Raw genomic sequence first — 25,850 nt, forward strand, 5'->3', positions numbered from 1 at the left:
GGCGCGGGTGAGCGCGGCCAGGACGGCGGCGACGGAGCGGCTACGAATCGGCCGGGTGGGTGCTCACCACCTGGCCCTTCGTGTTCACGGCGAGGTAGCCGCCGTCGTACTCGTCCGTAAAGTAGATCATCATGGTCGGCCGGTTGCCGTTGAAGACCCAGGCGGCCCTCACGAGGATGTACCTGCTGGTCGGCTTGGGGACTCTCAGCGTGCGCTCCGCGCGGCGCATCAGGCTCGGCAGCGCGTCCCAGTTGAAGGTGTTGAGGTCGACCTTCGCGTTCCCCGTCGTGATGGCGATGCTCGGCCGGCTGCGTACCGCCGCGTCCGCTCCCCGTTCGTAGGTGTAGTTGTCGAACGCGGAGCGGCGCCCGGGCACAGGGGCGTCGGCGTTGGCGCGTTGCTCGTACACCGCGAACTGGGCGAAGAGCTTGCTGCCGGAGGCGGCCTCGAACTTCTTGATGACGTCGCGGATCGCCGCCGGTGTCAGCAGGGTCCCGCCCTGTGCGGCCCCGCCGCCACGCTGGTTCCCCAGCGTGGTGCTCTTGGACGCGCTCGGCACGGTGTCGACGGGGGCCTGCGTCTCCGTGATCGTCAGGCGAAAGCCCTCCACGACCCTCGGGACGACGATGAAGATCGCCGCGAGAACCGTGGCGAGCGTGCCGACGGCCAGCACGCCGAGCACGACCGGGACCGTGGCGGAACGGCGGCGCCTCACGGGCGGGGGAGCGGTGTGCGGGCCGTTGGGGAAGGGGGCGTTCGGGTTCGTCGTCGGCCCGGGGACGGGTGACGGCTGAGGGCCTTGCATGGGGGCCGACATAGGGGCCGACATAGGGGCGGGCGTGGGCTGCGCGCCGCCGGTGCCCGCGGCTTGGGCGAGCATCTGGTCGAGCTGTGCCGTGGTGGGCCGGGCGGCCGGGTCCCGTACCAGTAAGGCTTGCAGGACGGGCGCAAGGGGACCGGCATTGCGAGGCGGCGGGATCTGGCCCGCCATGACCGCGGCCAGCGTCGCCGCCGTGGTGGAACGGCGCAGGGGGTTATGTCCCTCTACCGCCACGTACAGCAGAACGCCAAGGGACCATAGGTCGGACGCGGGATCGCCTTCCCGGCCGTGCAGGCGTTCCGGGGCGATGTACTCGGGCGACCCGACCAGCCCTCCGGTGGCGGTGACGCGGGACGCGTCCTCCAGGACGGCGATGCCGAAGTCGGTGAGCACCGGTGTCCCGTCCATGCGCAGCAGGACGTTGGCGGGCTTGACGTCGCGGTGGCGGATCCCCGCCTGGTGGGCGGCGGCGAGGGCGGCCAGGATCCCGCGGCCGATGGCCGCCGCCTCGCCGGGCGGGATCCGTCCCTCTGCCAGCCGGTCCTGGAGGGACTGTCCGCGGACGAGCTCCATCACCAGCCACGGGTGCGGCAGCTCGGGCGAATCGACGATGTGGTGGATGGTCACCACGTTCGGATGGTCGAGCCGGGCGAGGGCGCGCGCCTCCCGCATCACGCGTTCGCGCCGCATCCGCGCGATGCCGGAGTTGCGCTCGGCGTCGTCGGTCTCGGTGAGGCGGACTTCCTTCAGGGCGACCTCGCGTTCCAGGGCGAGGTCGAGCGCGCGCCAGACCGTCCCCATCCCGCCGCGGCCGAGCTGCTCCTTGAGCTGGAAGCGGCCGTCGATCACCGTTTGCCCAGGGGTCACAGCGGTCAGCCTAGAACCACAGCCTCGGGCGAATCACGCAAGCCGCGTAAATGGGTTCCGGCCGGGCCTGGTCGTGTGCTGCGTGCGGGCGCACGGCGAAGTGAACGGGCGGTCGCTCGCCCAAGTTTTTTTGGCGCCCTGATGATCCGGGCCGGGGGCGGCATCCGCGGGTTTCCGGGAACGGTGAACCTGTTCGTTCCGTGATCGTGAGGGGAGTTGTCCGTTGGCCGCCCGACGCACCAGCCAGGAGACCGTCAAGACGCGCAGCCAGCCGTGGGTGCACGTCGACGGCAAGCAGATCCAGGAATTCGGCACGGTCCGGATGTTCCCGCTCGGGCTCTCGTTCGAGTCCCGGATGTACTCCTGCCAGAACCTCAACCAGATCCTGGCCGACACCCAGATCCTCTACAGCCTTTACAAGAAGTACCACTGGCTGATGCGCGGCCCGACGTTCTTCCAGCTCCACCTGCTGCTCGACAAGCACGCCGACGAGCAGCTCAAGCTGGTGGACCTGATGGCCGAGCGGGTCCAGACGCTCGGCGGTATCGCGGTGGGAGACCCCCGCCATGTCGCGGAGATCACCGTGGTGCCGCGTCCGCCGGACGGGGCGGAGGAGGTCCCGGCGATGCTGTCGCGGTTGATCCAGGTGCACGAAACGATTTTGACCACGTGCCATGAGGTGGCGGCCCGCGCGCAGGAGATGGGCGACGACGGCACCAACGACATTTTGATCTCCGACGTCATCCGTACCGGCGAGCTTCAGACCTGGTTCCTGATCGAGCACCTGGTCGACACGCCGCTGGTGGAGGCGCCCCACGACGGCCGGCGCAAGAGCTGACCGCGGGGGCCGGCGCCACTCGACCAAGCCCTCACCCCATCGGCCGCTGCGTGAACCGGCCGGAACAGCGAGCGGAAACCCCGCCTTCGACGGCTCTACACAACGGGTATACCCGCTGTGTATAGTTTCCGGCATGACTGTGTCGTACGCCATGTTGGGGTTGATCGAGGAGTCCGCTCGCCACGGCTATGACCTGAAACAGTCCTACGACCGCCGGTTCGGCGACGCGAAGCCGATCCGCTTCGGCCAGGTCTACCGGACGCTGGCCCAGTTGGTACGCGATGGCCGTGCCGAGGTCGTAGGGGTGGAACCGGGTGCGGGTCCGGAGCGCAAGCGCTATGCGATCACCCCGGAAGGGGTGGCCGATTTGGACCGTTGGCTGGCCGAGCCGGAGGATCCACAGCCCCAGCTCCAGACCGTGCTCTTCACGAAGGTGGTGCTGGCGCTGGTCTCCGGCCGGTCGGCCGAGCGCTTCCTGGACGCCCAGCGCGCCCGCCACATGGCCGCGATGCGCGCGCTGACCGCGTCGCGGCGCGAGTCGCGGGTGGTACGGGATTCCCTGCTCGCCGACTACCGGCTCTTCCACATCGAGGCCGACCTGCGCTGGATCGACCACGCGGCCGGGCGGCTCGCCGACCTGGCCCGCGAGGTGCGGGACCGTCCCCAGGTGGGGCAGGGATGAGCGGCATGGTGGTGCTCGCCGGGCATGACCTCCACAAGAACTTCGGTCTCACGCCCGCGCTGCGCGGCGCCGACGTGTCCCTGCACGACGGCGAGGTGCTCGCGGTCATGGGGCCCAGCGGGTCGGGCAAGTCGACGCTGCTGCACTGCCTGGCCGGGATCCTCACCCCCGACTCCGGCGTGGTGACCTTCGACGGCCAGCGCATCGACTCGCTGGGCGACCGCCGTCGCAGCCGCCTGCGCAGGATGGTCTTCGGGTTCGTGTTCCAGTTCGGCCAGTTGGTGCCGGAGCTGCCGGTGGCGGAGAACATCGCGTTGCCGCTGCTGCTGGGCGGCCATGGCCGCCGCGCCTCGCTCGCCGCCGCCCGCGACTGGCTGCCCCGGCTGGGCCTGGACGGGCTGGCCGACCGGCTGCCCGGCGAGCTGTCCGGCGGCCAGGGGCAGCGGGTCGCGGTCGCGCGGGCCCTGATCGCGGGTCCCCGGGTGGTGTTCGCCGACGAGCCGACCGGCGCCCTGGACTCGGTCGCGGCCGACCAGGTCATGGACGTCCTGACGGACGAGGTCAAGGCGCAGGGCGGCTGCATGGTGATCGTGACCCACGAGCCACGGGTGGCCGCCTACGCCGACCGGACGGTCATCGTCCGGGACGGCGTCGTCGTCGACCCGGAGGCGGGCGACCCGGGGGCGGGCGACCCGGGCGAGGCGGGTCCGGGGGCGCCCGTCGCGGCGATCTCGGCGCTCCAGTCCCTCGGGTGGTCGCCACGCGACGTCCTCGACGGGACCCCGCCGCGCATGCGCAGCCCGGAGAAACAACCGCCTGAGCAGGGAGCCCCCGATGAAGAACCCGGTTAGGACGGATGTCAACGCGGGCGCCGTCACCGCTCTGCTCGGCTTCAGGCTGGCGCTCGCGGGGGGACGCGAGGGCCTGGCCCGGATCGCCCTGACCGGGTTCGGTGTCGCGCTCGGGGTCGTCTTCGTCCTGTCGGCCCTGGCCGGCGGGTCCGCGTTGCAGGGGCGGGCGGAGCGGTCGGCGTGGCAGAACACCGTGGACTCGCTCCAGTCCGGTGTGCCCACGAGGGTCGAGGAGGCGCCCGACCCGGCGCTGTGGCTCGCGGTCAGCGACCACTACGCGGGCAGGCCGGTGCACCGGGTCCATGTCGCCGCGCTCGGTCCGCGGCCTCCCGTCCCGCCCGGTCTCGACCGGTTGCCGGGGCCCGGCGAGGTGGCCGTCTCGCCGGAGCTGCGGCGGCTGCTGGCGGTCACACCGCCCGACCGGCTGGGCGACCGTTTCCCCGGCCGTGTCACCATGACGATCGGCCCGGAGGGGCTGCGGCATCCGGACCATCTGGTGGCGGTGGTGGGCCACACCCCGGAGGAGATGCGCCGGTGGGGCGCGGAGGCGCAGGTGCGCGGGATCGCCACCCGGTCCCTGGACCTGTTCCCCCTGCTCCGGGTCGCCCTGTTCGCCGGCGCGATCGTGCTGCTGTTCCCCATCATGATCTTCATCATCATGGTGACCATGATCGCCGCGGCCCGGCGGGAGCAGCGGCTCGCCGCGATGCGCATGGTGGGGGCGACCAAGCTCCAGATCGCCGCGATCGCCGCGGCCGAGGCCCTGCTCGGGGCCGTGGCGGGCGCCGTGGCGGGGCTGCTGGCCTTCCTGGCGCTGCGGCCCGCGCTCGCCTCCCTCCGGTACGGGGACTACCAGGGCGGACGGTTCTTCGTCGAGGACCTGACCGTGCCGGCGCAGCAGATCGCCGCCGTCATGGTCGCGGTGCCGGCGCTGGCGGTGTGCACCGCCGTGTTCGCGTCCCATCGGGCGCGGATCACCCCGCTCGGCGTCGGTGCGGGGCGGAGCGTCCCCGGTCCGCCGCCCGGCGCATGGCGGGTGCTGCCTGCCCTGGGAGGCATCGCGATGCTCAGCGTGCTCGCCGTCGCGCTCCGCGACGATCCCGACTTCGCCCGGCGGCCCTGGGTCGGCCCGCTCGCCAACCTCGCGTTGCTCTGCACCCTGGCGGGCGCCGCCATCAGCGGCCCGTGGGTCTGCTTCGTGGCCGGTCGCGCGATGGCCCGGTACGGCCGGAAGGTCACCACCCTGATGGCGGCGCGGCGGATCGTGGCCGCCCCGCGCGCCACCTACCGTGCGGTCGGCGGGGTTTCGCTGGCCGTGTACATCGCCACCCTCTTCGCCGGCACGGTGGGCATCGCCGCCACCGGCACCCCCGGCGAGCGCCTGGGGTTCGACGGACGGCAGCGCCCCGGGGTGGTGGAGATCTACGCCGGTGGGGAGCCGGAGGCCACGCTGGCGCCGCTGATGTCCGATGGGGTGGTCGTGGCGCGGCGTGGACCCGGCCGCCAGGTCTCCGTGGCGTGCACCGAACTGGCCCGCGTCGTGGACGTGCGCTGTCCGTACCCGAGGAATCTGATGGAGACCCACTTCCCGGACTCCTCCGCCATGGGGCTGTGGGCCACCGGCGGCGACGTGGTCGAGCCCGGCCCCGGCGCGGCGGCCCTGCCGGTGCACGCCCTGTACGTGCCGACCGACGGCAGCGCGGCGGCCGTGGAGCGCCTGCGCACCCGCGTCGCGACGCTGCTGCCGCAGGCGATCGTCAGCACGCGGGACGACGACTTCCGTCAGCAGTCCGACCTGTCGGGGCTGTTCGGCGACGTCAGCGCCGGAATGCGCATGGTGATGCTGTTCGTCGTCCTGGTCGCGGGATGCAGCCTGACGATCTCCGTGGTCAACGGGCTGATCGAGCGGCGCCGTCCCTTCGCGCTCCTGCGCGCGTCCGGGGTACGGATCGGCGAGCTGCGCCGCGTCACGCTGCTGGAGACGGCGGTGCCGCTGGTGCTCACGGTGGCGCTCGGCGGCCTGCTGGGGTCGGTGCCGGTGCTCGCGACCGCCGTCGCCACGGGCATGCCGTACGCCGGGCCGGGACTGGACTTCGCCGCGCTCCTGGTGGGCGTGGTGCTGGTCTCCCTGGCCATCACGACCCTGGCCTTCCCGCTGATGAAGGCCGCCACCCGTTACGACGCCATCCGTTTCGAGTAAGCACGCCGGTGCGAGCACCGGACGGGCCGCGGACCTGTCCCCGTCGGCGTGGACGGCGGTGCGCTGACCGGCCAGGCGCGCGCTGGCCATGCCGGTACGGGCGGGCGGACCCGGCTCTCCGCCCGCCCGTACCGGCTCACAGCCGGATCCGGCCGGTCAGCCAGGACTCGATGAACTGCTCCAGGGACGGCGCGACGCAGCGGCGGTTGTCGGTCCGGTGGTCCCAGACGAAGATGTCCGGGCGTCCCTCGGGGACGAGCGCGTAGGCGAACAGGTTGCCGTCGGCCGGCACGTCCGAGAAGAACAACAACTGGTCGAACGACATGTAGAGCCGTCTCAGCGCGGGATAGGTGCGCATCTCCAGGTTGCCCTGAAGGAGCTGCTCGGCGGAGAACACCAGGTTGTAGCCGTTGGCGTCGACCACGCCGTCGGTCTCACCGAGCAGCTTGACGAGGTCCTCGGGCAGCAGGTGTCCCAGCGTCTCCTCGGTCCGGCGCAACGCCTCTTCCGTGGCCGGAGGGGCGAACCGTGCCTGGGAGGTGTGTTCTTCGATCAGCTCGCGCCACATTGCCGAATCATGACGAAGCCGCGCGCCCGCCGTCCAGTCGGCCCCCTCGCTGATTGGGGTTGCCTTACGGGGCGTAGGCACAGGTACCTTGCACCCACAATTCCGCCTTGTCCGCGTTCGACCCCGACCCCCGGAGCCGATCATGGTCCCTTCGTCTTCCGTGCCCATGGCGCCTTCGCCATGGCCTTCCCAGCGGCCGGCCCAGAGCGGCCCGCTGCGGACCGTGCTCGGACTCGCGCTGATCGGGCCGGCCGCGCTGGTCGCGCTGATCTCCCTGATCGTGCCCACCATCCAGACGATCCGGTTCAGCTTCCAACGCGGCATATCGATCTCACCCATAAGCGGCGGGCCCCGGATCGAGCCCGAGTTCGTCGGCGCCGACAACTACCTCGACGTGCTGGGTACCGGCGGTTTCTGGACGTCGCTGGGGTTCACCGTCTCGCTGGCCGCCCTCCCGCTTCTCGTGGCGGTCGTCGTGGCCCCGCTGCTCGCCTGGGTCCTGGACGCCGCCGGACCATGGCCGCGGCGCGTCGGCCGGCTGCTGATGTCGGTGCCGTTGGTGCTGTTCGCCCCCGTCGCCTTCGCCGCGGCCTGGCTGACCGGGATGCGTGACGGAGGGCTGGAAACGGCGTTCGGCGAGTTCGGCAGCCCGAACTCGGCACGGGTCGCGGTGGTCGTGATCAGCGGGCTGACGACGTTCGGCTCGGTGTGCGGGCTCGCCCTGCTCGGCTACCTGGCGGTGCTGCGCGACCGCGGAAAGGGACGGCGGGTGCTGCCGGCGGCGCTCGCGGTCGGCGGCATCGCCGCCCTGGCCACGTTCGCGGTGAGCTTGCAGGCGTTCTCCCTCGTCTACACCATGACCCGTGGCGGACCGGCCAGGGCGACCGAGACGCTGTCCCTGTTCCAGTTCAGGCAGTCGTTCATGGCCTTCGACGTGGGTCACGGCGCGGCCGTCGCCACGATGACCGGGCTGCTCCTCGGTGTCCTGGGGATCGCGGCCACGGTCATCGCGATCATCGCCGCGCTGCGCATCGACCTCGCTCCGTCCGAGCGCGCCACCCCCGGCGCGGACCGCCCAGGCAGCCCGGTCGCCGTCCTGGGCGCCGGGGCGGCGCTGGCCGTGGTTCTCGCCATCGTCCTGATCGGCGCGTGGCCATGGCTGTCGGCGTTGATCTCCTCGGCGGACCCGCGCGTGCCCGGACCCCGGTCCCCGGCCGACATGCAGACGTACGTCAACACGTGGGTGCCGCCGTTGCCGAGCGCGCTCGTCTCGGTCGGCGCCGCGTTCCTGGCCGCGCTGGGCATCGGCGGGCTGCGGCCGATGGGCCGGCACAGCGAGTGGCTGCTGCTGCCGTTCGCGCCGTGGCTCTTCGTCGGCATCGGGCCGCTCAGCGTCGCCTACTGGGACAACGCCAGGAACCTCGACCTGAACGGTACGTTCGCGGGCCTGGTGCCGCCGATCCTGATCAGCGTTCCCGCGCTGGTCGTGCTGACGCTGTTCTGCCGCGGCCGGGCACCCCTGTGGCAGGCGCGGGTCGCGGCCGGTGGCTCGGCGGCCGCCGAATTCCTGCGCGTCGTCGTCCTGCCCGCGCTTCCCCTGGCCGCCTTCCTCGGCGGCGCCACCGTCCTGGTCAACGCGCAGAGCCTGCTGTGGCCGCTGCTGATCGCCGACGACCCCCGCGACGCGACGGCGCCGGTCGCGCTGGTCCGGAGCCTGTTCGAGTTCGGGCGGTCCGGCATCGAGGTGGGGTACGTGACCCCGCTGGTCGTGGTCGCCGTCGCGCTGCTCGCCCTGGCCGCGCTGCAAGTCTTTTACCTGGACCGTCTCACGATCACCGTCGGCCGTCCCGCTCCTGACGCCGATCCGGTTCCGCACCATCAGATCGTTCCGCGGCCGGCTCCACAGCCGGGTCCGCAGGTCCCTCCGCAGGCCCCGCCGATGGCCGCTCCGCAGGACGGTCCGAAGGCCGCTCCGCAGCACGACGATCCGCGCGACGATCCCGAGGACAACCCTGAGGACAATCCTGAGAACTAGGGAGGGTCCGGGCCACGAGGAGGGCGACGTCGTCCTCCGCCTCGTCCCGGATCATCGTCTCGATGACGCTGTCGCAGATGCGCTCCAGCGGAGGCTCGGCGTTCGCGAGGGCGGCGCCGAGCCGGTCGATCCCCGCCTCGATGTCGGCGTCGCGCGTCTCGACCAGGCCATCGGTGTAGAGGACGATCAGGCTGCCCTCGGCGAGCTCCAACTGGACGGACTCGAACGAGCCCATCCCCACGCCGATCGGCGTGCCGGCCGGCGGGCGGAGGAAGCCGACCTCGCCGCCGGGGTCGACGATCGCGGGGGGCGGATGACCGGCCGTCGCCATGGTGCACATCCGGGTGTCGGCGTCGTACACCAGGTAGAGACAGGTGGCCCCGACGGAATCGAAGAGCCCGCCGTCGCCGTTCCCGGCCTCGCCGTAGTCGCCGACCTCCCCCCGGCTGATCAGGTCGTCGAGGCCGGCGAGCAGCCGGTCCGGCGGCAGGCCCATGTACGCGAGGGTGCGCACGGCGGTGCGCATGCGTCCCATCATGGCCGCGGCGCTGATGCCGTGCCCGGTCACGTCGCCGACGACCAGGGCGATCCGTCCCGGGCTCAGCGGGATGGTGTCGTACCAGTCACCGCCGATCGTGTCGCGGTGGCCGGAGGGCAGGTAGCGTGAGGCGACCTCGACGGCGCCCCCGCCGGTCAGGCGGCGCGGCAGGAGGTCGCGTTGCAACAGGAGGGCGGCCGTGCGCTCGCGGGTGTACTGCCGCGCGCTGTCGAGGCTCAACGCGGCCCGCGCGCTCAGGTTCTCGGCGAAGCGCAGGTCGTCCCTGGTGAAGGGCGCGGGGTTGGTGTTCCGCGCGAACTGGGCGATGCCGAGGATGTCGCCGCGCGCCTGTAGCGGAACGATGATCAGCGAGTGCATGCCGGACTCGCGGATGACTTTGGCGCGGTCCGGATCCGCCGTGAGCCAGCCGCCGCGCGAGATGTCGACCACGGGCTCGAAGTGGGAACGGCCCGTGGACATGACCTCGTTGAAGGGCGAGGACGGTGCCATGTACACCGGCTCGCCCCGACGCCACAGCGTTTCGGGTGCCCTCTCGTCGGCGGACGCCAGGCCCGCGCGGTGGAACACGGGGACGCTCGCTCGCGCGGACGCCAGCCGGTCCAGGGACTGGGGGCCTGCGAGAACGGACTCGGCGAGGTCGACCGCGACGAAGTCGGCGAAGTACGGCACGGCCAGATCCGCCATCTCCTGTGCCGTCTTGGTGACCTCCAGCGTGCTGCCGATACGGACGCTGGCCTCACCGAGCAGGGACAGCCGGTCCCGGGTACGGGCGTGAGAGATGTCCACGGTCACGGTGGACGCGCCCAGCGGCCGGCCTTCCGGGCCGTTGAGGCGGTAGATGAAGACGGAGAAGACGCGCTCCTCGCCTCCGCCCGGCGGGGTCAGGCGCAGCTCCCGCTCGATCTGGGGGGTGCCGTCGGCGAGGACCCGGCGCACGGCCTGTTCGAGGGCCTGGCTTTCCGGCCCGAGCAGCGGCTCGGTCAGGGAACGCCCGACGCGCAGGTGGGGGAGGACCGGTTCCAGGCTCTCCGCCGCCTGGTTGAGCCAGACACAGCGGAGATCGCAGTCCCAGATCGCCTCGGCGACGGGCGTACGGAGGCTGAGCGCGTTCGGCGGCGCCTGCGCCAGGCGCGAGGCGGTGGTGACCTCGTCCGCGAGCCCCTTGCCGGGGTCCCGGACGACCGGTCTCATCGTCACGAGCCAGCGGCGGCCGGGGGCGTCCGGCATGTTCAGCGGGGCCCGGTCCGAGTGCAGGAGGACCCTGTGCCCCTCGCGGTGGCGGGCCTCCACGAGCCCCGACCAGTACTCCGTGCCGCCGTCCCGCTCCTCCCGGGTCGGCACGAGGACATCGGGCGTGAAGACGGGCTCGCCGTCCTCGCCCCTGAGGTCGGTCCCGTGGTAGCCGAGCAGGTCCTCGACCGTGTTCGTCCAGCCGGCCACGGCCCCTTCGGCGTCGACCACGACGGCCGCCGCCGGAGCCGGAGGGGCGTGGCCGTATCGGCGCGTGGTCGCCGCACGCTCCGGGTCGTCTGCCTTGGCCTCGCCGCCTTCGGATGGTTCCATCCCTTCCAGGCTAGGAGCCGGTACTTCCGGGATGACCCCTGGCCAGGAGTTATCTCGACAAAGAGGGCCGGTGAGAAGAGGGCCGGTGGAAGGGCCGGCCCTAGACGGAGTAGGGCGAGGTCAGCTCGGTGAGGGTCTCCTCGCTCGGCAGGTGACCGTCCCAGAGCCGTGCCATCCTCTCCGCGGTCTGCCTGGTGACGAGCGGCCCGGGGGACGGGTCGTCGCGGGTCGAACGGTCCCAGCGAGCCAGGGAGTCGGCGTACCAGACGCTGATGTCGCCCCTGGAAATGGTGATCTCCCGGACGTGACCGGACGGTTGGAGGCCGGAGGCGTGGTAGCGGAAGGCGCCAGGCGGCGGCGCGGAGACGAGCCGGCCCGTCCATTCCGCCACCAGGGTGACCTCGCCGTCCTCGTCGACCAGGCGTTGACGGCGCCAGGTCAGGTCTTCGGCCGTCACGCCCATCCGGTCGAGCCGCTCCGAGACGACGGCGGCGTCCAGGGGACGCTCCGCGAGCACGATCGCCTCCAACTCCGGCTCGGTCCGGCTGGTCAGACGGCACTTCGCCCAATAGCGGGCACCGTAGACCCGCTGGAGGAATGGCGAGTATTCCGCGCACCGCAGGCTTTCCAGGGCCTGTGCCGCGGCGCGGCTCAGGTGCCCGTCGTCCGGGGGGACGGTGGTCCCGAGGGCGCGTGCCAGGCGTTCGGCCTGCTCCCGGGTGACCAGGAAGCGGCTCTCGCCGTTGGCCAGATGAGGGAACCTGAGGTCGTCCCCATGGGCCCACCAGGAACGGGGCAGGTCGGCGGTCCACAGCAGCGGGCGCCAGCGCCCGTCATCGGGGTCACAACCGACATGAACGGGCGGGTCGGTGAGGCGCCGTTCGAGATATCGGATCTCGTCGTAGCCGGTGCCGTCGCAGACCGCCGTCACCGGGTCGTCCCAGCACCGCGGGGTGGCGGCGGTATCGGCCATCCACTCGCCCGGCGGCCAGTCGCCGGGCCGGACGGCGGTGACCGGCACGCCCAGCTCCTCCAGCGCGCGAGCGACCGCGGGCGGGGTGAAGGGCTCGTCGCCGAACAGCAGCACCGCGAACGCCGCCCAATCCGCCCACCCCGTCCACGCCTCCCACCTCGGCCGCGGCGTCAGCCGTACGGTCGTGCAGTAACGCGCGCCGATCGCCTCCCGGAAGCGCGGGCCCAGTTCCCGGCCTCGCGTCAACCGTGTCAGCGGGGACGGCGGATCCGGTTCTCCCGGCCGGTATTCGCCGCCCAGGGCGACGAGCGTGTCCTCGTCCGGAAGGTCGAGGCCCAGGGCGCGCGCGAACCGCTCGGCCTGCTCGCGGCCGACGAGGAGCAGTTCGCTGTCATCGTCGTTCACGTCGTCCAGGCGGTGCGGCGCGTATCCCGCGCCGGGGATGCGGTCCGACCAGCGCTCCCAGCGGCCGGTGCGCCGGCTCAAGTACAGGTGGGCCTGGCCGAGGCTCGGGGTGAGCCACCGGATCGTGTCCGCCCTGTCGTACTTGCCGCGCCGGACGCGATAGCGGAGTCGGCCCCGCGGCGGCGGGGCGGCCAGGGTCGCGACCCACCGGTCGGGATTCCACTTGCGGCTCTTCCACTCGACCGTGAGCGGTTCGAGATCGAGCGCCCGCAGCCGCGCCGTCACGATCTCCGGTGTCAGCGGCTCGTCGGCCTGGATCAGGACGTGGTCGTCGGGGCTCTCCCGTCGGCCGATGCGCAGCTCGCAGATCGACCAGTAACGCGCGCCCATCGCGGCCCGGTCCTCCGGCGCGTACTCCGCCGCCTTCAGCAGGCCGGGGTCGGTGTCGTCCGCGTCGGCGGGAGCGGCGGCCAGGTCGCGGACCTCGTCCGGTGACGGCAGCGTCGCCTGGAACACCCGCGCCCACCGCTCCGCCTGCTCCGGCGTCACCCGCAGGTGGAGGGTGAGCCAGCCGAAGGCGCGGCGCCACCACCTGCGTTTCCAGCGGCCGTGGCTGTCCGGCCCGACGCCGGCCAGCGGCCACGGTTCGCCGGGGATGACCAGGCTGTGCGCCTGGTCCGGCCTCCCGCTGGGGCACCACACTTCGTAGACCTGCGCGTCCTCGTCCCGCCATGGATCCTGGTCGTCCTGAAGTTCGGCCTGCCAGTCCATCGGGTAGTCGCCCGCCCACACGGCGGCGATCCGCAGCCCGAGCCGGGTGAGCGCCGCCGCCACGACCGGGGCGGTGAACGGCTCGTCCCCCTCAAGCAGAAGATCCTTTCCACCGACGCGGCAGGTGGCGCAGTAACGAGCGCCCAGGACGGCCTGAAGCGGCGGCGGATATTCACGGAAGCGAGCCAGCACGGTCCCAATCTATGTAAGAAGACGTGACAGGTGGCCGCTAAGCGTTGACAGTGCGCTCGACATAGGGACGCAAGGCGGCCCGCAGTTCCTTCGTGTCGGGTTCCTGGAAAAGGGATCCGCCGGAGCCCTTGGTGTAAGTCGATGGGCATGCCGGGCCGCCCGGCACCTGGAGCAGGCCGACCGGCTTGGCGGTCTTGGCCTCGTACAGCCGGACGACGTACCTGGCCTTCAACAGCGGGACTTTCGTCGCCTCCTCGGGGTCGGCCCGCACGTTCAGGGAGTGGCCTGTGTACAGGCAGTCGCGGACTTTCCCGCTCGTGCCCACGCTCTCCTGATAAACGCAGGCCACCAGCCGGGGCTTGGGCCCATCGGCGGCCATGCCGGCATTCCATTGCTCGGGCAGTTCCGCGCGACCGTCCGGGGCGGAACTCCAGTCGACGGCGACCCGGTGCGGACCGGCGCCGCGGTACGGTTCCGCCTCGTCCCTGTAACCGGTGTCGGTCCGCGCCGCTCCCGTGGGACCGTCCGGGCAGAACTCGGATGTCGGCCGGGGCGCCGCGGGCGGCTCGTCCAGTATGGCCGCCACCTGGACGCCGCCGAGAATTGCGGCGATTCCGACGCCCAGGGCGATGAACGACCACCGATCTGATCTGCGCACGACGCCCATTCGTATCAACCGGCCCCGTGCCGCGCAGCCCCCGGGTCCGAAATGACGCACGAAACGCGGACGTTGGTTACTCTCGCAACGACGGGCGTGGGCGAGCGGAAGGCGCAGGGTCATGACTGATCTCGACGACGGCCGGCCGGAGGCCACTTCGCCGGCCGACCAGGCCGGCACGGAAGTGGACCTCGGCACCGACCGTGCGCACGGCGCGCGGATCTACGACTACATCCTGGGCGGCAAGGACAACTACGAGGCGGACCGCGCCGCCGCGGAGGCCACGTTGCAGGTGTGGCCGGCGCTGCGCATTCATATGCGGGCCAACCGCGCGTTCATGCATCGCGTGGCCCGTTACCTGGCGGCCGAGAAAGGCATCCGCCAGTTCCTGGACATCGGCACCGGGATCCCCACCTCGCCCAACTTCCATGAGGTGGTCCAGGAGGTCGCGCCCGATTCCCGGGTGGTGTACGTGGACAACGACCCCATCGTGCTCGTCCATGCCGAGGCGCTGATGACCAGCACCCCGGAGGGCAGGACCGCCTACATCGAGGCGGACATGCGGGAGCCGGAGAAGATCCTGTCCGCTCCGGCGCTGCTGGACACCCTCGACCTGAAGCGGCCCATCGGCCTGACGCTGATCGCCATGGTGCATTTCATCGAGGACGACGACGAGGCGTACCGGGTGGTCAAGCGGATCGTGGACACCCTCCCGTCGGGCAGCTACTTCGCCGCCGCCATCGCCACCGACGACTTCGCCCCCGAAGAGCTGGCCCGCGTGCAGGAGGTCTACCACGCGCACGGAGAGACCTTGAAGTTCCGGACCCATGAGCAGGCCGTGAAGTTCTTCGACGGTCTGGAGCTGGAGGAGCCCGGCGTGGTGCAGATCCACAAGTGGCACCCCGACCCGGTCGAGGTCGGCACTGTCGACGACCGCGACATCGCCATGTACGGCGGCATCGCACGCAAACCCTGACGGTGATGCCCGCCCGGCGCTAGGAGCGGGTGGGGATGGCCAGGATCTCGCCGCCGGAGGTGGCGTGGTAGAGGGTGCCGCCCGAGGCGTACAGGTTCTCGGCGTGGATCGGGCGGGAGCGGTGGTCGGCGCCGATCCGCCTCACCAGCCGCCCGGTCGCCGGGTCGAACGAGGACAGCCCCCGGTCGCCGATGTGCAGCAGGCCGTCGGCGAGCACCGGCCCACCGCGGCTGTCGGGATGCAGCCGCTGCTGCCACAGGCCGCGGCCGTTCGAGGCGTCCACGGCGACGAGCAGGCCGTTGCGCGTGTTCGCGAACAGCCGGCCGGGGGTGGAGATCACGGGGGGCGGGTCGACGGAGGTCCGCACCGTGCCGAGAGGGTACGTCCAGCGGCGCCGCCCGGTGCGGCGGTCGAGCGCGTGCAGCACCCCGGCCGACCACACCATGGAGATCGTGTCATCGTCGGCCAGGGTCAGCATCCCGTCGCCGGAGACCGGAGCGGCGAGGTCGGCCTCCCACCGCGGCCGTCCGTCCGCGGCGGTGAAGGCGAGCACCCGGCTCGGTGGCGCCTGCGGCGTGCCGGTGACGGCCAGGATCAGGTCACCGGCCTTCTGGAGGGGCACGGACACGGGTTGCGGGAGGTCGGCGGCCCACGTGCGGCGGCCCGTCGCCGCGTCGACGCCCTCCAGCCGGTCGCCGCTGGGCAGGTGGCACACCATGCGTCCCGAGGCGACCGGGGCGTGACCCGACAGGGGCCCGCGGTTCCACCGTGGCCGGCCGGTGCGGGCGTCGAAGGCCATCAGGGTGTTCTCGCGGAGGACCGGGACGCACACCACGCCGCCCGCCGCCACCACGCGCGGGCGCGAGGAGCCGAAGCCGAGGGCCCGTGACCATGCCTCCCGGCCCGTGGCGATGTCGTACGCGCCGAGCCGGCCGTCCCCGAGCAGCAGGTACAACCGTCCGGCCGACCACGGCAGCCGCTCCACGGTGTCGGTGACGACGTCGGGGACGCTCCACAGGACCCGGCCGGCGCGCGGGTCGACGGCGGCGAACGTGGTGCCGCCGGCGACGAGCAGCACCCCCTCCGCGATCACGAGGTCGCGCTCCCGCCACACTTCCCGGCCCGGCAGCCGTGCCATCCAGCGCACCGGTCCCGGCGGGGTCGCCGGCCGGTTGCGCATGTCGTCGACCACGAGGAACGCGGCGGCCCCCGTGATCGCCCCGCCGGCGAGCAGCACCCGCCGCGGGATCCGGCGCCGCCGGGGGACCGGCAGCGGCGGCGGGACGGGCTCGGCGGCCCGGGCGCCGATCCCCGCCACGACCTGGTGCGGCAGCCATCGCGTGCCGTGCAGCTCCATGGTCGCGGAGTCGGCGAGCCGTGCGGTCACCCGTTCGGGGCCGGGACGTTCGGCGGGGTCCTTCGCCAGGCAGGCGGCGGCGAGGTCGCGAAGCACGGGGTCGGGCACCGCGTCCAGCCGCGGCGGTTCGTGGACGGTGCGGTGCAGGATCCGGTGGACGGGCCCGTCCCCGAACGGCCCGGTCCCGGTGACGGCGAAGACCAGCACCGCCCCCAGGGCGAACACGTCGGAGGCGGGCTCGGCCGCTCCGCGTGCGATGTGCTCGGGCGCGATGTAGCCCGGGGACCCGATCACCTCGCCGCTCTGCGTGATCGCGGCGGAGTCCGCGGCCCGCGCGATGCCGAAGTCGATCACGCGTGGCCCGTCCGGCGCGAGCAGCACGTTGGCCGGTTTGAGGTCGCGGTGCACGACACCGGCCCGGTGGATGGACCGGACCGCCTCCGCCAGCCCCACCGCCAGCGCCCGGACGCTGGGCGGCGGCAGCGGCCCGTACGACCGGACCGCCTCCTCAAGGGACAGGCCGGGCAGGAAGGACGTGGCCAGCCAGGGCCGTTCCGCCTCCGGGTCGGCGCGGAGCACGGGTGCGGTGAAGACGCCGCTGACCGTCTGCGCGATCTCCACCTCCCGTTGGAACCGGGCGCGGAACCCGGGGTCGTCTGCCAGCTCACGGTGGATCAGCTTGATGGCCACCGGCCGTCCGCCGGGGGAGGCGCCGAGGAAGACCTCGCCCATGCCGCCCTGGCCCAGCCTGGCGAGCACCGTGAACTGGGCGAGTTGCCTCGGGTCGTTGGGTTGCAGGGGTTCCATCGGTTCTCCATGGCGGGGCCGAAGGCGGTCCGTGCCGTTCAGGGGGTGTGCAGGGGGCGGTCAGGGGCCGGTGACGGCGACCAGGTCACCGGTGGAGCAGACGACGATCCCGTCCACCGCGGCCACCCCCTCGACCTCGGCGCCGAGGCCGACGCGCCAGCTCAGGCGCCCGCGGTCGAGATCGATGGCGTGGACGGTGTCGGCGCCGGGCGCGTAGAGGGTGCCGCCGACGCGGGCCGGCGGTGCCGTCGCCGTCTCGGAGCCGCCGGCCTTGACGGGCACGGAGAACCGCTGCCTTCCGGTGTTCCGGTCGAACGCGCGCACGGATCCGTTCAGGTCCTGGACGACGACGGAGTCGCCGTACACCAGGGGAGGCCGGACGACCTTCCCGGCGGCGGCACTCCAGCCGACCTTGCCCCGGCGCAGGGCATGGAGCCGGCCGCTCGGGTCGGTGAGGTAGACCGTGTCCGCGTCCTGTACGGCCGCCGCCAGGCCCTCGGCACGGCGCCTCCACTCGGTCGCGCCCGACGCCGTCTCCAGGACCCGGACCTCCTCCTTGGTCAGGAGGCAGAGCGCCCCGCCGCCCGCGGTCATCACCGGATGGCTCGCGGCCCAGCCGAGCGAGCGCCGCCACCGTTCGGCCCCGGTACCGGCGTCGAACGCGATCAGCGCCTCCTCGGCCACGATGACCAGCCCGTCCGCGGCGAGCGGCGGCTGTACCGGGGCCGTCAGCGGCACCGACCAGCGCCGTCTCCCGCTCGCGGCGTCGAAGGCGGTGAGCCCCCAGCGCGCCCCCCGGGCGGCGTCGCGGAGCCCGCCCGCCTCCAGCGCGATGACCTTGCCCTCCGCGACCATCGCCCGTTCGGAGGAGCGTTTGATGTCGCGCTTCCAGCGCTCCTTCCCGGACCTGACGTCGATCGCCAGGAGCCACCCTTCGCCGCCCATCGGATCGCCGGTCGAGGTCGGCACGTAGGCGGTCTCCGCGTCGGTGACGGGAGCCGCCTCCGTCCTCTCGACCCGCCACCGCCACAGCACCCGTCCCTGGGCCGGGCCGCCGCCCGCGGGACCCCCGGCCGCCGCGGCGGGTGACTCGGGGCTCGGCGGCGGCGCGTCGTCGTCGCGGGACCGCCACCACGCGGCCAGCTCGCCCAGCCCGGCGCTCGCTGCGCCCACCGCGACGAGACCGCCGACGATCAGCAGCCGTCTCCTGCGCACCCTTCCCGGGAGCGCCATGGTGGCCGGAAGCGGCTTCCCCTGCCTGGCCCGTACCGCGTCGGCCAGCGGCGCGGGCAGCCAGCCGACCCCGACCGGCGCCGCGCCGGTCCAGCTCAGCCGGTCCAGGAGCATCGCCGACGTGGGACGCAGCGCGGGATTGCGGGTTAGGCAGTCGGCGACGAGGCCGCGCAGGAACGCGTCGGGGATCCCGTCCAGGTCCGGGTCCTCGTGCAGCACCCGGTGGACCAGGACCGCGATGGGGCCGTCGCCGAACACGCGATGTCCGAGGACGGTGAACCCCAGCACCGCGCCGAACGCGAAGACGTCGCCCGCCGGGCCCACCTCCTGGCCGGCGGCCTGCTCGGGCGCCATGTAGCCGGGTGTTCCCAGCACCCCGCCCGGACGGGTCAGCGCGTCGTCGTCGGCCGCCCTGGCGATGCCGAAGTCGATGATCCGCGGGCCCTCACCGCTGAGCAGCACGTTGGACGGCTTGAGGTCGCGGTGGACGACACCGGCCCGGTGGATGGAGTCCAGCCCTTCCGCCAGCCCCGCCGCCAGCGCCAGGGCCGCCTCCGTCGGGAACGGCCCGTGCGTCTTGACCGCCTCCTGGAGCGACAGGCCCGGCAGGTAGGCGGTGGCCAGCCACGGCATGGGCGCGTCGGGGTCGGCCTCCAGGACGGGCGCGGTGAACGCGCCGCTCACCGACTGGGCGTTGGCGACCTCGCGCCGGAACCGAGCCCTGAACCGTTCGTCGCGGGCGTACCGCTCATGGATCACCTTGACGGCGATCGGGGTCCCTGCGGGCGTGCGGCCGAGGTAGACCTGCCCCATGCCACCGGCCCCGAGCCGTGCGACCAGCACATGGTCACCGATACGCGCCGGGTCTTCCGGGGTCAGCGGTTCCATGGCATCAATGACGCACACCGCCGCCCCGGAGATCGACCCCTTCGCCGAAAAAGTACTGGATTGGTGCGTTCGCGTTGCGGCGTCAGGCGTCGGCGGTGCGGGCCTGGAAGGCGGCGACCTCGGCTTCGTAGCCGGCCGCGGCCTGTTCTCGTTCGCCCCAGCTCCGGCGGGCCAGGGCGACGAGGCCGGCGGGCTTGCCGAGGACGTCGCGGGCCGCCGTCGTGGCGACCGTGAGGACCTCGTCCGGCGGGCAGACCACGGCGGCGGTGAGGGCGGTGGCGGGAATCCGTTCCGAGGTCAGGAGGGCGCGGGCGGCAAGGGCGGGCCGGGACCAGGCGGCCCAGGATGGCGTGGCCCACCGTCACGCCGACGTCGAGCTCGGGAGCCTCAGCCAGGCGTCCGAGGCGATGACCGGGATGTCGGCGGCGGCGAGGAGCAGGGCCCCGGCGCCGATCGCCGGACCCTGGGCCGCCACGACGACGGGGGCTGGGCAGCGCAGGACGGCGGTGAGGGCGGCGGCCCCGATGGCGAGGCTCTCGCCGTCGGCCGGCTCGGCGCGGTCGTGCCCCGCGCTGAAGACGTGGCCCGTCGCGTCGATCAGCAGGCATTCGCCGGGACGCATGGCGGTGCAGATCGCCCTGAGTTCCCGGTAGGTGGCCGAGTCCAGGGCGTTCACCGGCGGGCGGGAGAGGGTCGCCCGGGTGAGCCGCCCTTCACGTCGTACGCGCATCACGTCGTACGCGCATCAGTAGGACCTGGGCAGGGACAGGCGTTTGTGGGCGACATGGTTCAGCAGCATCTCCGAGCTGACCGGGGCGATCCGGAAGAGGCGGACGAGCCCGTGCAGGGTGGCCAGGCCGTACTCGCGGGACATCCCGTTGCCGCCCAGGGTCTGCATGGCCGCGTCGAGTGCGGTGGAGGCGGTCTCGGACGCCGTCAGCTTCGCCATGGCCGCGTCCACGCCGCCGGGCTCGCCGGCGTCGAAGGCGCGGGCGGCGGACGCGGTCAGGAGGCGGGAGGCCGCCAGGGCCGTTTCGGCCCGGGCCAGCGGATGGGAGACCGCCTGATGCGCGCCGATCGGGACGTTCCACACGATGCGTTCGCGTGCGTAGGCGGCGGCGATGTCGATGGCGTACCGGGCGATGCCGTTGAGGAGGGCGGCGCTGACGATGCGTTCGGGGTTGAGCCCCGCGTACAGGACGGCCATGCCGGCGTTGGGCCCGACCAGCGCGGAGTCGTCGAGGCGGACGTCGTCGTAGAAGACGTTGTACTGCCGTTCGGGCGACAGGATCTCGACCTTGATGGGGCTCCTGGTGAGGCCCGGCGCGTCGGTGGGGACGAGGAACACCTTCAGCTCGTCCTCGACGCGGGCGACGGTGAGGAGCGCGTCGGCGTTGTCGACGTGCGAGACGTAGTACTTCTGCCCGGAGAGCACCCAGGAGCCGCCGTCGCGGCGGGCGCGCATGCGGAGATTGTGGGTGTTGGACCCGGCGTCGGGCTCGGTGATGGCGAAGCCGAGGACCCGGGAGCCGTCCGCCAGTCCCGGCAGCCACTCGGCCTTCTGCGCGGGCGAGCCGAAGCCGTCGATCATGGTCGCGCAGACGGCGGGTGACAGCGCGATCAGCATGAGCGGGACGCCCGCCTCGGCGATCGCCTCGGCGACGACGGACAGGGCGTGGACGCCGGCCCCGACCCCTCCGTGCTCCTCGGAGATGCTCGCGCCGAGGGCGCCGATCGCGCCGAGCGCCTGCCAGAGCTCGCGTGCGTTGTCGCCACTGGTGGTGTCCACGCTGACCGTGGCGATCGCGGTCGGGCAGAGCGTCATCGACACCACCCAGAACGCGTTCGCCAACCTCGGCTGGGAGGACATCAGGATGTCGCATCCCGTGTTCGCCGGGGACACGCTGTACAGCGAGTCGATCGTGCTGGAGAAGCGCGAGTCGGCGAGCCGCCCGCACGCGGGCATCGTCACCATCCGCACCCGGACCCTCAACCAGGACGGCGAAGAGGTGTGCACCTTCCGCCGCACCTTCCTCGTCTACAAGCGCGGGGCCGAGCAACTGGAGAACCAGTTCCCCGAGCCGAAGCGGCCGCTGACGCTCGACACCGCGGACGAGCGGGCATGAGGATCGGCTTCGCCCCTTGGGGCGAGACGCTGGAGGAGCTGGCCGACGCGGCCCGCCGCGCGGAGGCGGCGGGCGCCGAGTCGATCTGGGTGCCCGAGCTGCACCGCAGCGCCACGGTCACCGCGGCGGCGGTCGCGACCGCGACGCGCCGGGCGCGGATCGGGACGGGCATCGCGCTCGCGTTCACCCGCAGCCCCATGATCACGGCGCTGGAGGCGCTGGACCTCGACGAGCTGTCGGGCGGGCGGTTCGTGCTCGGCCTCGGGACGGGCGTGCGTTGGCTCAACGAGGACTGGCACAACGTCCCGTTCGGCAAGCCCGTCGGGCATCTGCGGGAGACCGTGCGCAACCTGCGCCGGTTCTGGGAGTCGTGCATGACCGGGGAGCCGATCGACCTGCCCGGCGAGCAGGAGCCGATGCGGATCCGCGGCTACCAGCGGCCCTTCGCCGTGCCGCGGTCGCGCACGACGTGAGCCTGTACGACACGGCCATCGGGCTGCTGACCTACCCGGCGACCTGGCATCTGAACGCCGGGTACGAGCCGGCGCGCACCCGCCACTCGGCGCATCCGTCGCTGGTGCCGTTCCAGGCGTTCGAGGCGAGCGACGGCTGGTTCATCGTCGGCTGCGCGAAGAAGAAGTTCTGGCGGCGGCTGGCCGCCGTCGTCGGCCATCCCGAATGGGCCGAGCCCGGGGCGGGGTTCGCCGCGTTCGCCGACCGCCGGCGCGAGAAGGACACGCTGCTTCCCCTCCTGGAGGAGATCTTCAAGCGGCGCACCGTGGCCGAATGGCTTGAGGACCTGTACGCCGCGTCCATCCCCTGCGGTCCCATCAACGACGTCGCGCAGACCCTGCGGGAGGAGCACACCGAGGCGCGCGGGCTGCGGGTGACGACCGAGCACCCGCGGTTCGGGACGGTCGAGCAGATCGCCTCGCCCGTCCGGGTGGGGAACGAGCCGGTCGAGTACCGCAGGGCGCCGCGGCGCAACGAGGACTTCGACCTGGTGATCCGGGAGATCGTCGGCTACGACGACGCCACGGTGGAGCGGTTGCGGGCCGAGGGCGCGTTCGGCGACACCTCCGAGCCTTCCGCCGAGCCCGCCGCCGAGACGGAGGCGGCGTCGCGATGATCGCGCGCGAGCTGGCGAGCTGGGCGCTCGGCCTGGACGAGGTGCCCGCGCCGGTCGCCGCGGCCACCGCGCGGCACCTGCTGGACGGGTTCGGCACGGCGCTGGCCGCCGCCCGTACCGGCGCGGCGGCGCCCGCCATCGAGGTGGCGCGCGGGCTCGGCGGCCCGCCGGAGGCGGCGGTGCTCGGCACGGACGACCTGGTGTCGGCGCCCGCCGCCGCCCTCGCCAACGGCACGCTCGTGCACGCGCTCGACTTCGACGACACGCACGCGGGCGGGCTGGTGCACGCGACGGCGGTGGTGCTGCCCGCCGCGTTCGCCGTCGGCCAGCAGGTCGGCGCGTCCGGACGGGACGTGCTCGCCGCCGCGGTCGCCGGCTACGAGACGGCCTGCCGGGTCGCCGCCCCGGCGCCGCACGGCTTCCATGAGCTCGGCCTGCTGGCCTTCCTGGGCACCGGGGCGTCCACCAAGCAGCTCCACCCGGGGTTCGCCTCGCAGTCGGGGATCGTCGCCGCGCGGCTGGCGGCGGCGGGCGCGACCGGGCCCGAGACGGTCTTCGACGGCCCGCGCGGCGTGTTCGACGCCCTCTCCGCGCATCCGGCCGACCCCGCGTCCATCCTGGACGGGCTGGGGGAGCGCTGGGAGACCACCCGCATCGGGATCAAGCCGTACGCGGCGTGCCAGCTCTCGCACGCCACGATCGACGCGGTCAGGGACGCGATGGCGCGCGAGCCGTTCGGCCCTGAGGAGGTCGCGGGCGTGCACGCCGTGGTCCATCCCGACTCGGCTCCGGTCGTCTGCGACCCCGGCCGCGACCTGACCCGTCCCGCCGGCCCGTACGCGGCGAAGTTCTCGATGCCGTGGACGGTCGCCGCGCTGATCGCGGACGGCGACCTGAGCGTGCGGACCTTCGAGCCGGACTCGATCGCCCGGCCCGAGGTGGCGCGCCTGGCGGCCCGCGTCCGCTGGGAGGTCGCCGCCGAACCCGGAGTCGTGGCCGCCGACGCCCCGGGCCGCGTCACGATCACGCTGACCGACGGTCGGGAGGTCACCGGGTCGGTGCCGCGCAGCGAAGGCGGCGGCGACCGGCCGCTTGCGGCGGCGGGCAGTGGCCAATGGATCAGATAGAGGTCGACGTAGCCGACCCCGAGCCGCGCACGGCTCTCCTCGAAGCCCCGCAGCGCCTCCTCATAGCCGTGCCGTGCCCCGCGCAGCTTGGTGACCAGGAAGATCCCAGGCCGAGCGCCCCGCGCACCGCCGTGCGCGCGGTGGCGTCGTCCATCGGATAGGTGCCCAGCCCGAGCCGCGACATCGTCCGGCCGTCCGAGAGCCTGACCGTCGGTACGGATGTCATCGTCATGGGACGTCCCTCCCCCTTGTGATCTGCGGATAACGGAAGCCGTACCGCCGTCCGGGCGTCCGCCGCCTGGTTGGGAGCCGGGCATTCGGGGGATCGGAAGAGCATGCGGCGCGGCGAGGTGACCTCCGGGAGCACGGCCACCCGTCCGGCCTGCCGATCGCTGGGGCGACGATGATGGCGAAGGCGCGTCGCCTGCTCGGCGGCGTTCCCGGCGGCGCGGACGCGAAGTGGCCGGTGCCGCTGGCCTCGGCGTCGGCACGGTGGCTGCTGGCGGTCGCCGTGCTCGGCTCGGGCATCGCGTTCCTGGACGGCACCGTGGTCAACGTGGCGCTGCCGACGATCGGCCGGGACCTCGGCGGCGGGCTCAGGGAGCAGCAGTGGGTGCTGGACGGCTACCTGCTGACGTTGAGCGCCCTGCTGCTGGCGGGCGGCGCCGCGGGGGACCGTTACGGGCGGCGGCTGGTGTTCGTCGCCGGGCTCGTGGTGTTCACCCTCGCCTCGCTGGCCTGCGGGCTCGCGCCGAACGGCGGCGCGCTGATCATCGCCCGGCTGGTGCAGGGCGTCGGCGCCGCCGCGCTCGTACCGGGCAGCCTCGCGTTGATCGACGCCGGGATCCGCGGTGAGGACCGGGGCCGGGCGGTCGGGCTGTGGGCGGGCATGTCCGGGGTGACCTCGGCGCTCGGCCCGTTCGTCGGGGGCTGGCTGGTGGACGCGGCGTCCTGGCGGTGGGTGTTCTGGATCAACGTGCCGCTGGCCGCGGCGGCCGTCCTCATGGCCCTGCGCCACCTGCCCGAGAGCCGCGACCCCTCCGCCCGCGAGCATGGTCGCTTCGACGCGGCCGGCGCGGTCCTGGTCACGCTCGGCCTCGCCGGAGTGATCTACGCGCTCATCGAGGGACCCGGCCACGGGTGGCGGCCGTTCACGATCGCCGCCGCCGTCCTGGGCCTGCTGGCCCTGGTGGCGTTCCCGCTGGCCGAGGCGCGGGTGAGGGCACCGCTGCTGCCGCCCGAGCTGTTCCGCTCCCGGCAGTTCACCGGCGCGAACCTCGCCACCCTGGCGGTGTACGCGGCGCTCGGCGGGGCGCTGTTCCTCCTCACCCTGCAACTACAGCAGAGCCTGGGCTACTCGGCGCTGGTGGCGGGGCTGGCCACGCTGCCGATCACCGTCATCATGCTGCTCGCCTCCCCGCGCATGGGCGCGGTGGCACAGCACACGGGTCCCCGGCTGCCGATGACCGTCGGCCCGTTGGTGGCCGCCGCCGGGCTGGCGTTGATGGCCCGCATCACCCCCGGCGCCGCGTACCCGAGCGTGGTGCTCCCCGCGGTGGTCGTCTTCGGAGCCGGGCTGGCGCTCACGGTGACGCCCCTGACCACCACGGTGCTCGCCGCGGTCACCGAACGGCACGTCGGCGTCGCCTCCGGCGCCAACAACGCCATCTCCCGGATGGCCGGGCTCCTGGCGGTCGCCGTGCTGCCGTTCGCCGCGGGGATCAAGGCCGGTCCCGAGGAGGCCCTCGGCCCCGGCTTCTCCCGCGCCATGCTCATCACCGCGGCGGTATGCGCCGCCGGAGGCGTCATCGCCCTCCTCACCGTCCGCAACGCCACCACCGTACGCACCCATCCCGTACCGAGCGTCAACCACGCGTGCCAGCACCCCTGCACCCGAGTCCCCGACGAACCCGCAACAGACCAACCCTCGACCTGACCCACTCTGCCGGGCCGTATTGGGACTGGGCAGAGGCTTCCGCTGAAGGAAGGATCAGGTCATGTGGTGGCTCATCCCGGTCGGGTTCGTGGCGATTCTGCTGGCCTACGGTGTTGTCGTGGACGTGCGGGCCAGACGGCGCGGCCGCCGCATCCGCATCAAGGGGAACACGGTGCCCAAGGAGGCGCGCCAGGACGTGCGTGCGTGGCTACGGGGCTCGTTCGGGCACAGCGGAGAGGGCGTGTCCTGGATGAGGTCCTCCCGCCGCCGCAAGGGCGCCCCCTGAGCG

21 protein-coding genes and 1 pseudogene are annotated in these 25,850 nt (G+C 73.0%); 11 read left to right on the forward strand and 11 right to left on the reverse strand.

The features are described from left to right. Positions 1 to 40: 40 nt before the first annotated feature. Positions 41 to 1,687 carry a serine/threonine-protein kinase gene (locus tag QSK21_RS27655; protein WP_285700168.1) on the reverse strand — a complete coding sequence of 549 codons (1,647 nt, stop codon included), beginning with the start codon at positions 1,685 to 1,687 and terminating at the stop codon, positions 41 to 43. Between the two features lie 223 nt (positions 1,688 to 1,910). On the opposite strand from QSK21_RS27655, the gene QSK21_RS27660 reads away from it, so the two are divergent. The 4 genes from QSK21_RS27660 to QSK21_RS27675 all read left to right on the forward strand — a co-directional run bounded on the left by QSK21_RS27660 (position 1,911) and on the right by QSK21_RS27675 (position 6,258). Further along, complete coding sequence (locus tag QSK21_RS27660; RefSeq protein WP_285700169.1) at positions 1,911 to 2,525, forward strand: Dps family protein; 615 nt, start codon at positions 1,911 to 1,913, stop codon at positions 2,523 to 2,525. A gap of 133 nt (positions 2,526 to 2,658) precedes the next feature. Beyond that, positions 2,659 to 3,207: a PadR family transcriptional regulator gene (locus tag QSK21_RS27665; RefSeq protein ID WP_285700170.1), complete on the forward strand. Its 549-nt coding sequence runs from the start codon at positions 2,659 to 2,661 to the stop codon at positions 3,205 to 3,207. Next, complete coding sequence (locus QSK21_RS27670; protein ID WP_352231333.1) at positions 3,204 to 4,058, forward strand: ABC transporter ATP-binding protein; 855 nt, start codon at positions 3,204 to 3,206, stop codon at positions 4,056 to 4,058. Before QSK21_RS27665 ends, QSK21_RS27670 begins: the two co-directional genes overlap by 4 nt. Continuing rightward, the gene (locus QSK21_RS27675) at positions 4,042 to 6,258 is read left to right on the forward strand and encodes an FtsX-like permease family protein (RefSeq protein ID WP_285700171.1); all 2,217 of its coding nucleotides are present in this window, start codon (positions 4,042 to 4,044) and stop codon (positions 6,256 to 6,258) included. Before QSK21_RS27670 ends, QSK21_RS27675 begins: the two co-directional genes overlap by 17 nt. A 136-nt stretch (positions 6,259 to 6,394) precedes the next feature. On the opposite strand, the gene QSK21_RS27680 is transcribed toward QSK21_RS27675, so the two are convergent. The 4 genes from QSK21_RS27680 to QSK21_RS27695 form a co-directional block, all read right to left on the reverse strand. Further along, positions 6,395 to 6,826, reverse strand: a complete 432-nt coding sequence (locus QSK21_RS27680; protein WP_285700173.1) for an SMI1/KNR4 family protein — start codon at positions 6,824 to 6,826, stop codon at positions 6,395 to 6,397. 1,832 nt (positions 6,827 to 8,658) lie between these two features. Next, complete coding sequence (locus tag QSK21_RS27685) at positions 8,659 to 10,983, reverse strand: SpoIIE family protein phosphatase (RefSeq protein ID WP_285700174.1); 2,325 nt, start codon at positions 10,981 to 10,983, stop codon at positions 8,659 to 8,661. 100 nt (positions 10,984 to 11,083) lie between these two features. Next, positions 11,084 to 13,324 carry a hypothetical protein gene (locus tag QSK21_RS27690; protein WP_285700175.1) on the reverse strand — a complete coding sequence of 747 codons (2,241 nt, stop codon included), beginning with the start codon at positions 13,322 to 13,324 and terminating at the stop codon, positions 11,084 to 11,086. A 37-nt stretch (positions 13,325 to 13,361) separates the two neighbouring features. Beyond that, positions 13,362 to 13,982 (reverse strand): hypothetical protein, encoded by a 621-nt coding sequence (locus QSK21_RS27695; RefSeq protein ID WP_285700176.1) that lies wholly within the window; start codon positions 13,980 to 13,982, stop codon positions 13,362 to 13,364. A gap of 121 nt (positions 13,983 to 14,103) precedes the next feature. Here QSK21_RS27695 and QSK21_RS27700 point away from each other — a divergent pair, with 121 nt between their 5' ends. Further along, a complete protein-coding gene (locus QSK21_RS27700) occupies positions 14,104 to 14,958 on the forward strand; it encodes an SAM-dependent methyltransferase (RefSeq protein WP_285700178.1) in 855 nt (284 codons plus the stop codon). A 19-nt stretch (positions 14,959 to 14,977) separates the two neighbouring features. Here QSK21_RS27700 and QSK21_RS27705 read toward each other — a convergent pair whose 3' ends face one another. The 5 genes from QSK21_RS27705 to QSK21_RS27725 form a co-directional block, all read right to left on the reverse strand. Continuing rightward, positions 14,978 to 17,122, reverse strand: coding sequence for a serine/threonine-protein kinase (locus tag QSK21_RS27705; RefSeq protein WP_285700179.1), 2,145 nt, complete (start codon positions 17,120 to 17,122; stop codon positions 14,978 to 14,980). A gap of 60 nt (positions 17,123 to 17,182) precedes the next feature. Beyond that, positions 17,183 to 19,243 (reverse strand): serine/threonine-protein kinase, encoded by a 2,061-nt coding sequence (locus tag QSK21_RS27710; RefSeq protein ID WP_285700181.1) that lies wholly within the window; start codon positions 19,241 to 19,243, stop codon positions 17,183 to 17,185. Between the two features lie 82 nt (positions 19,244 to 19,325). After that, positions 19,326 to 19,502 (reverse strand): hypothetical protein, encoded by a 177-nt coding sequence (locus QSK21_RS27715; protein ID WP_285700182.1) that lies wholly within the window; start codon positions 19,500 to 19,502, stop codon positions 19,326 to 19,328. 102 nt (positions 19,503 to 19,604) lie between these two features. Then, entirely contained in the window at positions 19,605 to 19,973 is a 369-nt protein-coding gene (locus tag QSK21_RS27720; RefSeq protein WP_285700184.1) for an enoyl-CoA hydratase-related protein, read from the reverse strand. A gap of 15 nt (positions 19,974 to 19,988) precedes the next feature. Then, positions 19,989 to 21,032, reverse strand: coding sequence for an acyl-CoA dehydrogenase family protein (locus QSK21_RS27725; protein WP_285700185.1), 1,044 nt, complete (start codon positions 21,030 to 21,032; stop codon positions 19,989 to 19,991). Here QSK21_RS27725 and QSK21_RS27730 point away from each other — a divergent pair. The 4 genes from QSK21_RS27730 to QSK21_RS27745 are packed head-to-tail and all read left to right on the forward strand — an operon-like array spanning position 21,025 to position 23,625. After that, complete coding sequence (locus QSK21_RS27730) at positions 21,025 to 21,369, forward strand: MaoC family dehydratase (RefSeq protein ID WP_285700186.1); 345 nt, start codon at positions 21,025 to 21,027, stop codon at positions 21,367 to 21,369. The genes QSK21_RS27725 and QSK21_RS27730 overlap by 8 nt on opposite strands. Continuing rightward, the gene (locus QSK21_RS27735) at positions 21,366 to 21,842 is read left to right on the forward strand and encodes an LLM class flavin-dependent oxidoreductase (protein WP_285700187.1); all 477 of its coding nucleotides are present in this window, start codon (positions 21,366 to 21,368) and stop codon (positions 21,840 to 21,842) included. The genes QSK21_RS27730 and QSK21_RS27735 overlap by 4 nt, the downstream gene beginning before the upstream one ends. After that, entirely contained in the window at positions 21,839 to 22,498 is a 660-nt protein-coding gene (locus QSK21_RS27740) for a CoA transferase (protein WP_285700188.1), read from the forward strand. The genes QSK21_RS27735 and QSK21_RS27740 overlap by 4 nt, the downstream gene beginning before the upstream one ends. Beyond that, complete coding sequence (locus QSK21_RS27745; RefSeq protein ID WP_285700189.1) at positions 22,495 to 23,625, forward strand: MmgE/PrpD family protein; 1,131 nt, start codon at positions 22,495 to 22,497, stop codon at positions 23,623 to 23,625. Before QSK21_RS27740 ends, QSK21_RS27745 begins: the two co-directional genes overlap by 4 nt. A gap of 32 nt (positions 23,626 to 23,657) precedes the next feature. Here QSK21_RS27745 and QSK21_RS36195 read toward each other — a convergent pair. Continuing rightward, a pseudogene (locus QSK21_RS36195) lies at positions 23,658 to 23,942 on the reverse strand (hypothetical protein); the annotation flags it as partial. Between the two features lie 86 nt (positions 23,943 to 24,028). On the opposite strand from QSK21_RS36195, the gene QSK21_RS27750 reads away from it, so the two are divergent. Both QSK21_RS27750 and QSK21_RS27755 read left to right on the forward strand, forming a co-directional pair. Next, positions 24,029 to 25,561: an MFS transporter gene (locus QSK21_RS27750; RefSeq protein WP_285700190.1), complete on the forward strand. Its 1,533-nt coding sequence runs from the start codon at positions 24,029 to 24,031 to the stop codon at positions 25,559 to 25,561. A gap of 61 nt (positions 25,562 to 25,622) precedes the next feature. Next, the gene (locus QSK21_RS27755) at positions 25,623 to 25,847 is read left to right on the forward strand and encodes a hypothetical protein (RefSeq protein WP_285700191.1); all 225 of its coding nucleotides are present in this window, start codon (positions 25,623 to 25,625) and stop codon (positions 25,845 to 25,847) included. Positions 25,848 to 25,850: the final 3 nt, after the last annotated feature.

This window comes from Actinomadura sp. NBRC 104412, assembly GCF_030269515.1.
Classification (GTDB): Bacteria; Actinomycetota; Actinomycetes; order Streptosporangiales; family Streptosporangiaceae; genus Spirillospora.

What these genes read in the sequence shown, in the direction of transcription:
- QSK21_RS27735 (WP_285700187.1), top strand. Translation starts at nt 21,366, where the DNA reads ATGAGGATCGGCTTCGCCCCTTGGGGCGAGACGCTGGAGGAGCTGGCC.
- QSK21_RS27705 (WP_285700179.1), bottom strand. Translation starts at nt 17,122, where the DNA reads ATGGAACCCCTGCAACCCAACGACCCGAGGCAACTCGCCCAGTTCACG.
- QSK21_RS27750 (WP_285700190.1), top strand. Translation starts at nt 24,029, where the DNA reads ATGATGGCGAAGGCGCGTCGCCTGCTCGGCGGCGTTCCCGGCGGCGCG.
- QSK21_RS27755 (WP_285700191.1), top strand. Translation starts at nt 25,623, where the DNA reads ATGTGGTGGCTCATCCCGGTCGGGTTCGTGGCGATTCTGCTGGCCTAC.
- QSK21_RS27710 (WP_285700181.1), bottom strand. Translation starts at nt 19,243, where the DNA reads ATGGAACCGCTGACCCCGGAAGACCCGGCGCGTATCGGTGACCATGTG.
- QSK21_RS27720 (WP_285700184.1), bottom strand. Translation starts at nt 19,973, where the DNA reads ATGCGCGTACGACGTGAAGGGCGGCTCACCCGGGCGACCCTCTCCCGC.
- QSK21_RS27745 (WP_285700189.1), top strand. Translation starts at nt 22,495, where the DNA reads ATGATCGCGCGCGAGCTGGCGAGCTGGGCGCTCGGCCTGGACGAGGTG.
- QSK21_RS27675 (WP_285700171.1), top strand. Translation starts at nt 4,042, where the DNA reads ATGAAGAACCCGGTTAGGACGGATGTCAACGCGGGCGCCGTCACCGCT.
- QSK21_RS27700 (WP_285700178.1), top strand. Translation starts at nt 14,104, where the DNA reads ATGACTGATCTCGACGACGGCCGGCCGGAGGCCACTTCGCCGGCCGAC.
- QSK21_RS27670 (WP_352231333.1), top strand. Translation starts at nt 3,204, where the DNA reads ATGAGCGGCATGGTGGTGCTCGCCGGGCATGACCTCCACAAGAACTTC.
- QSK21_RS27685 (WP_285700174.1), bottom strand. Translation starts at nt 10,983, where the DNA reads ATGGAACCATCCGAAGGCGGCGAGGCCAAGGCAGACGACCCGGAGCGT.
- QSK21_RS27665 (WP_285700170.1), top strand. Translation starts at nt 2,659, where the DNA reads ATGACTGTGTCGTACGCCATGTTGGGGTTGATCGAGGAGTCCGCTCGC.
- QSK21_RS27680 (WP_285700173.1), bottom strand. Translation starts at nt 6,826, where the DNA reads ATGTGGCGCGAGCTGATCGAAGAACACACCTCCCAGGCACGGTTCGCC.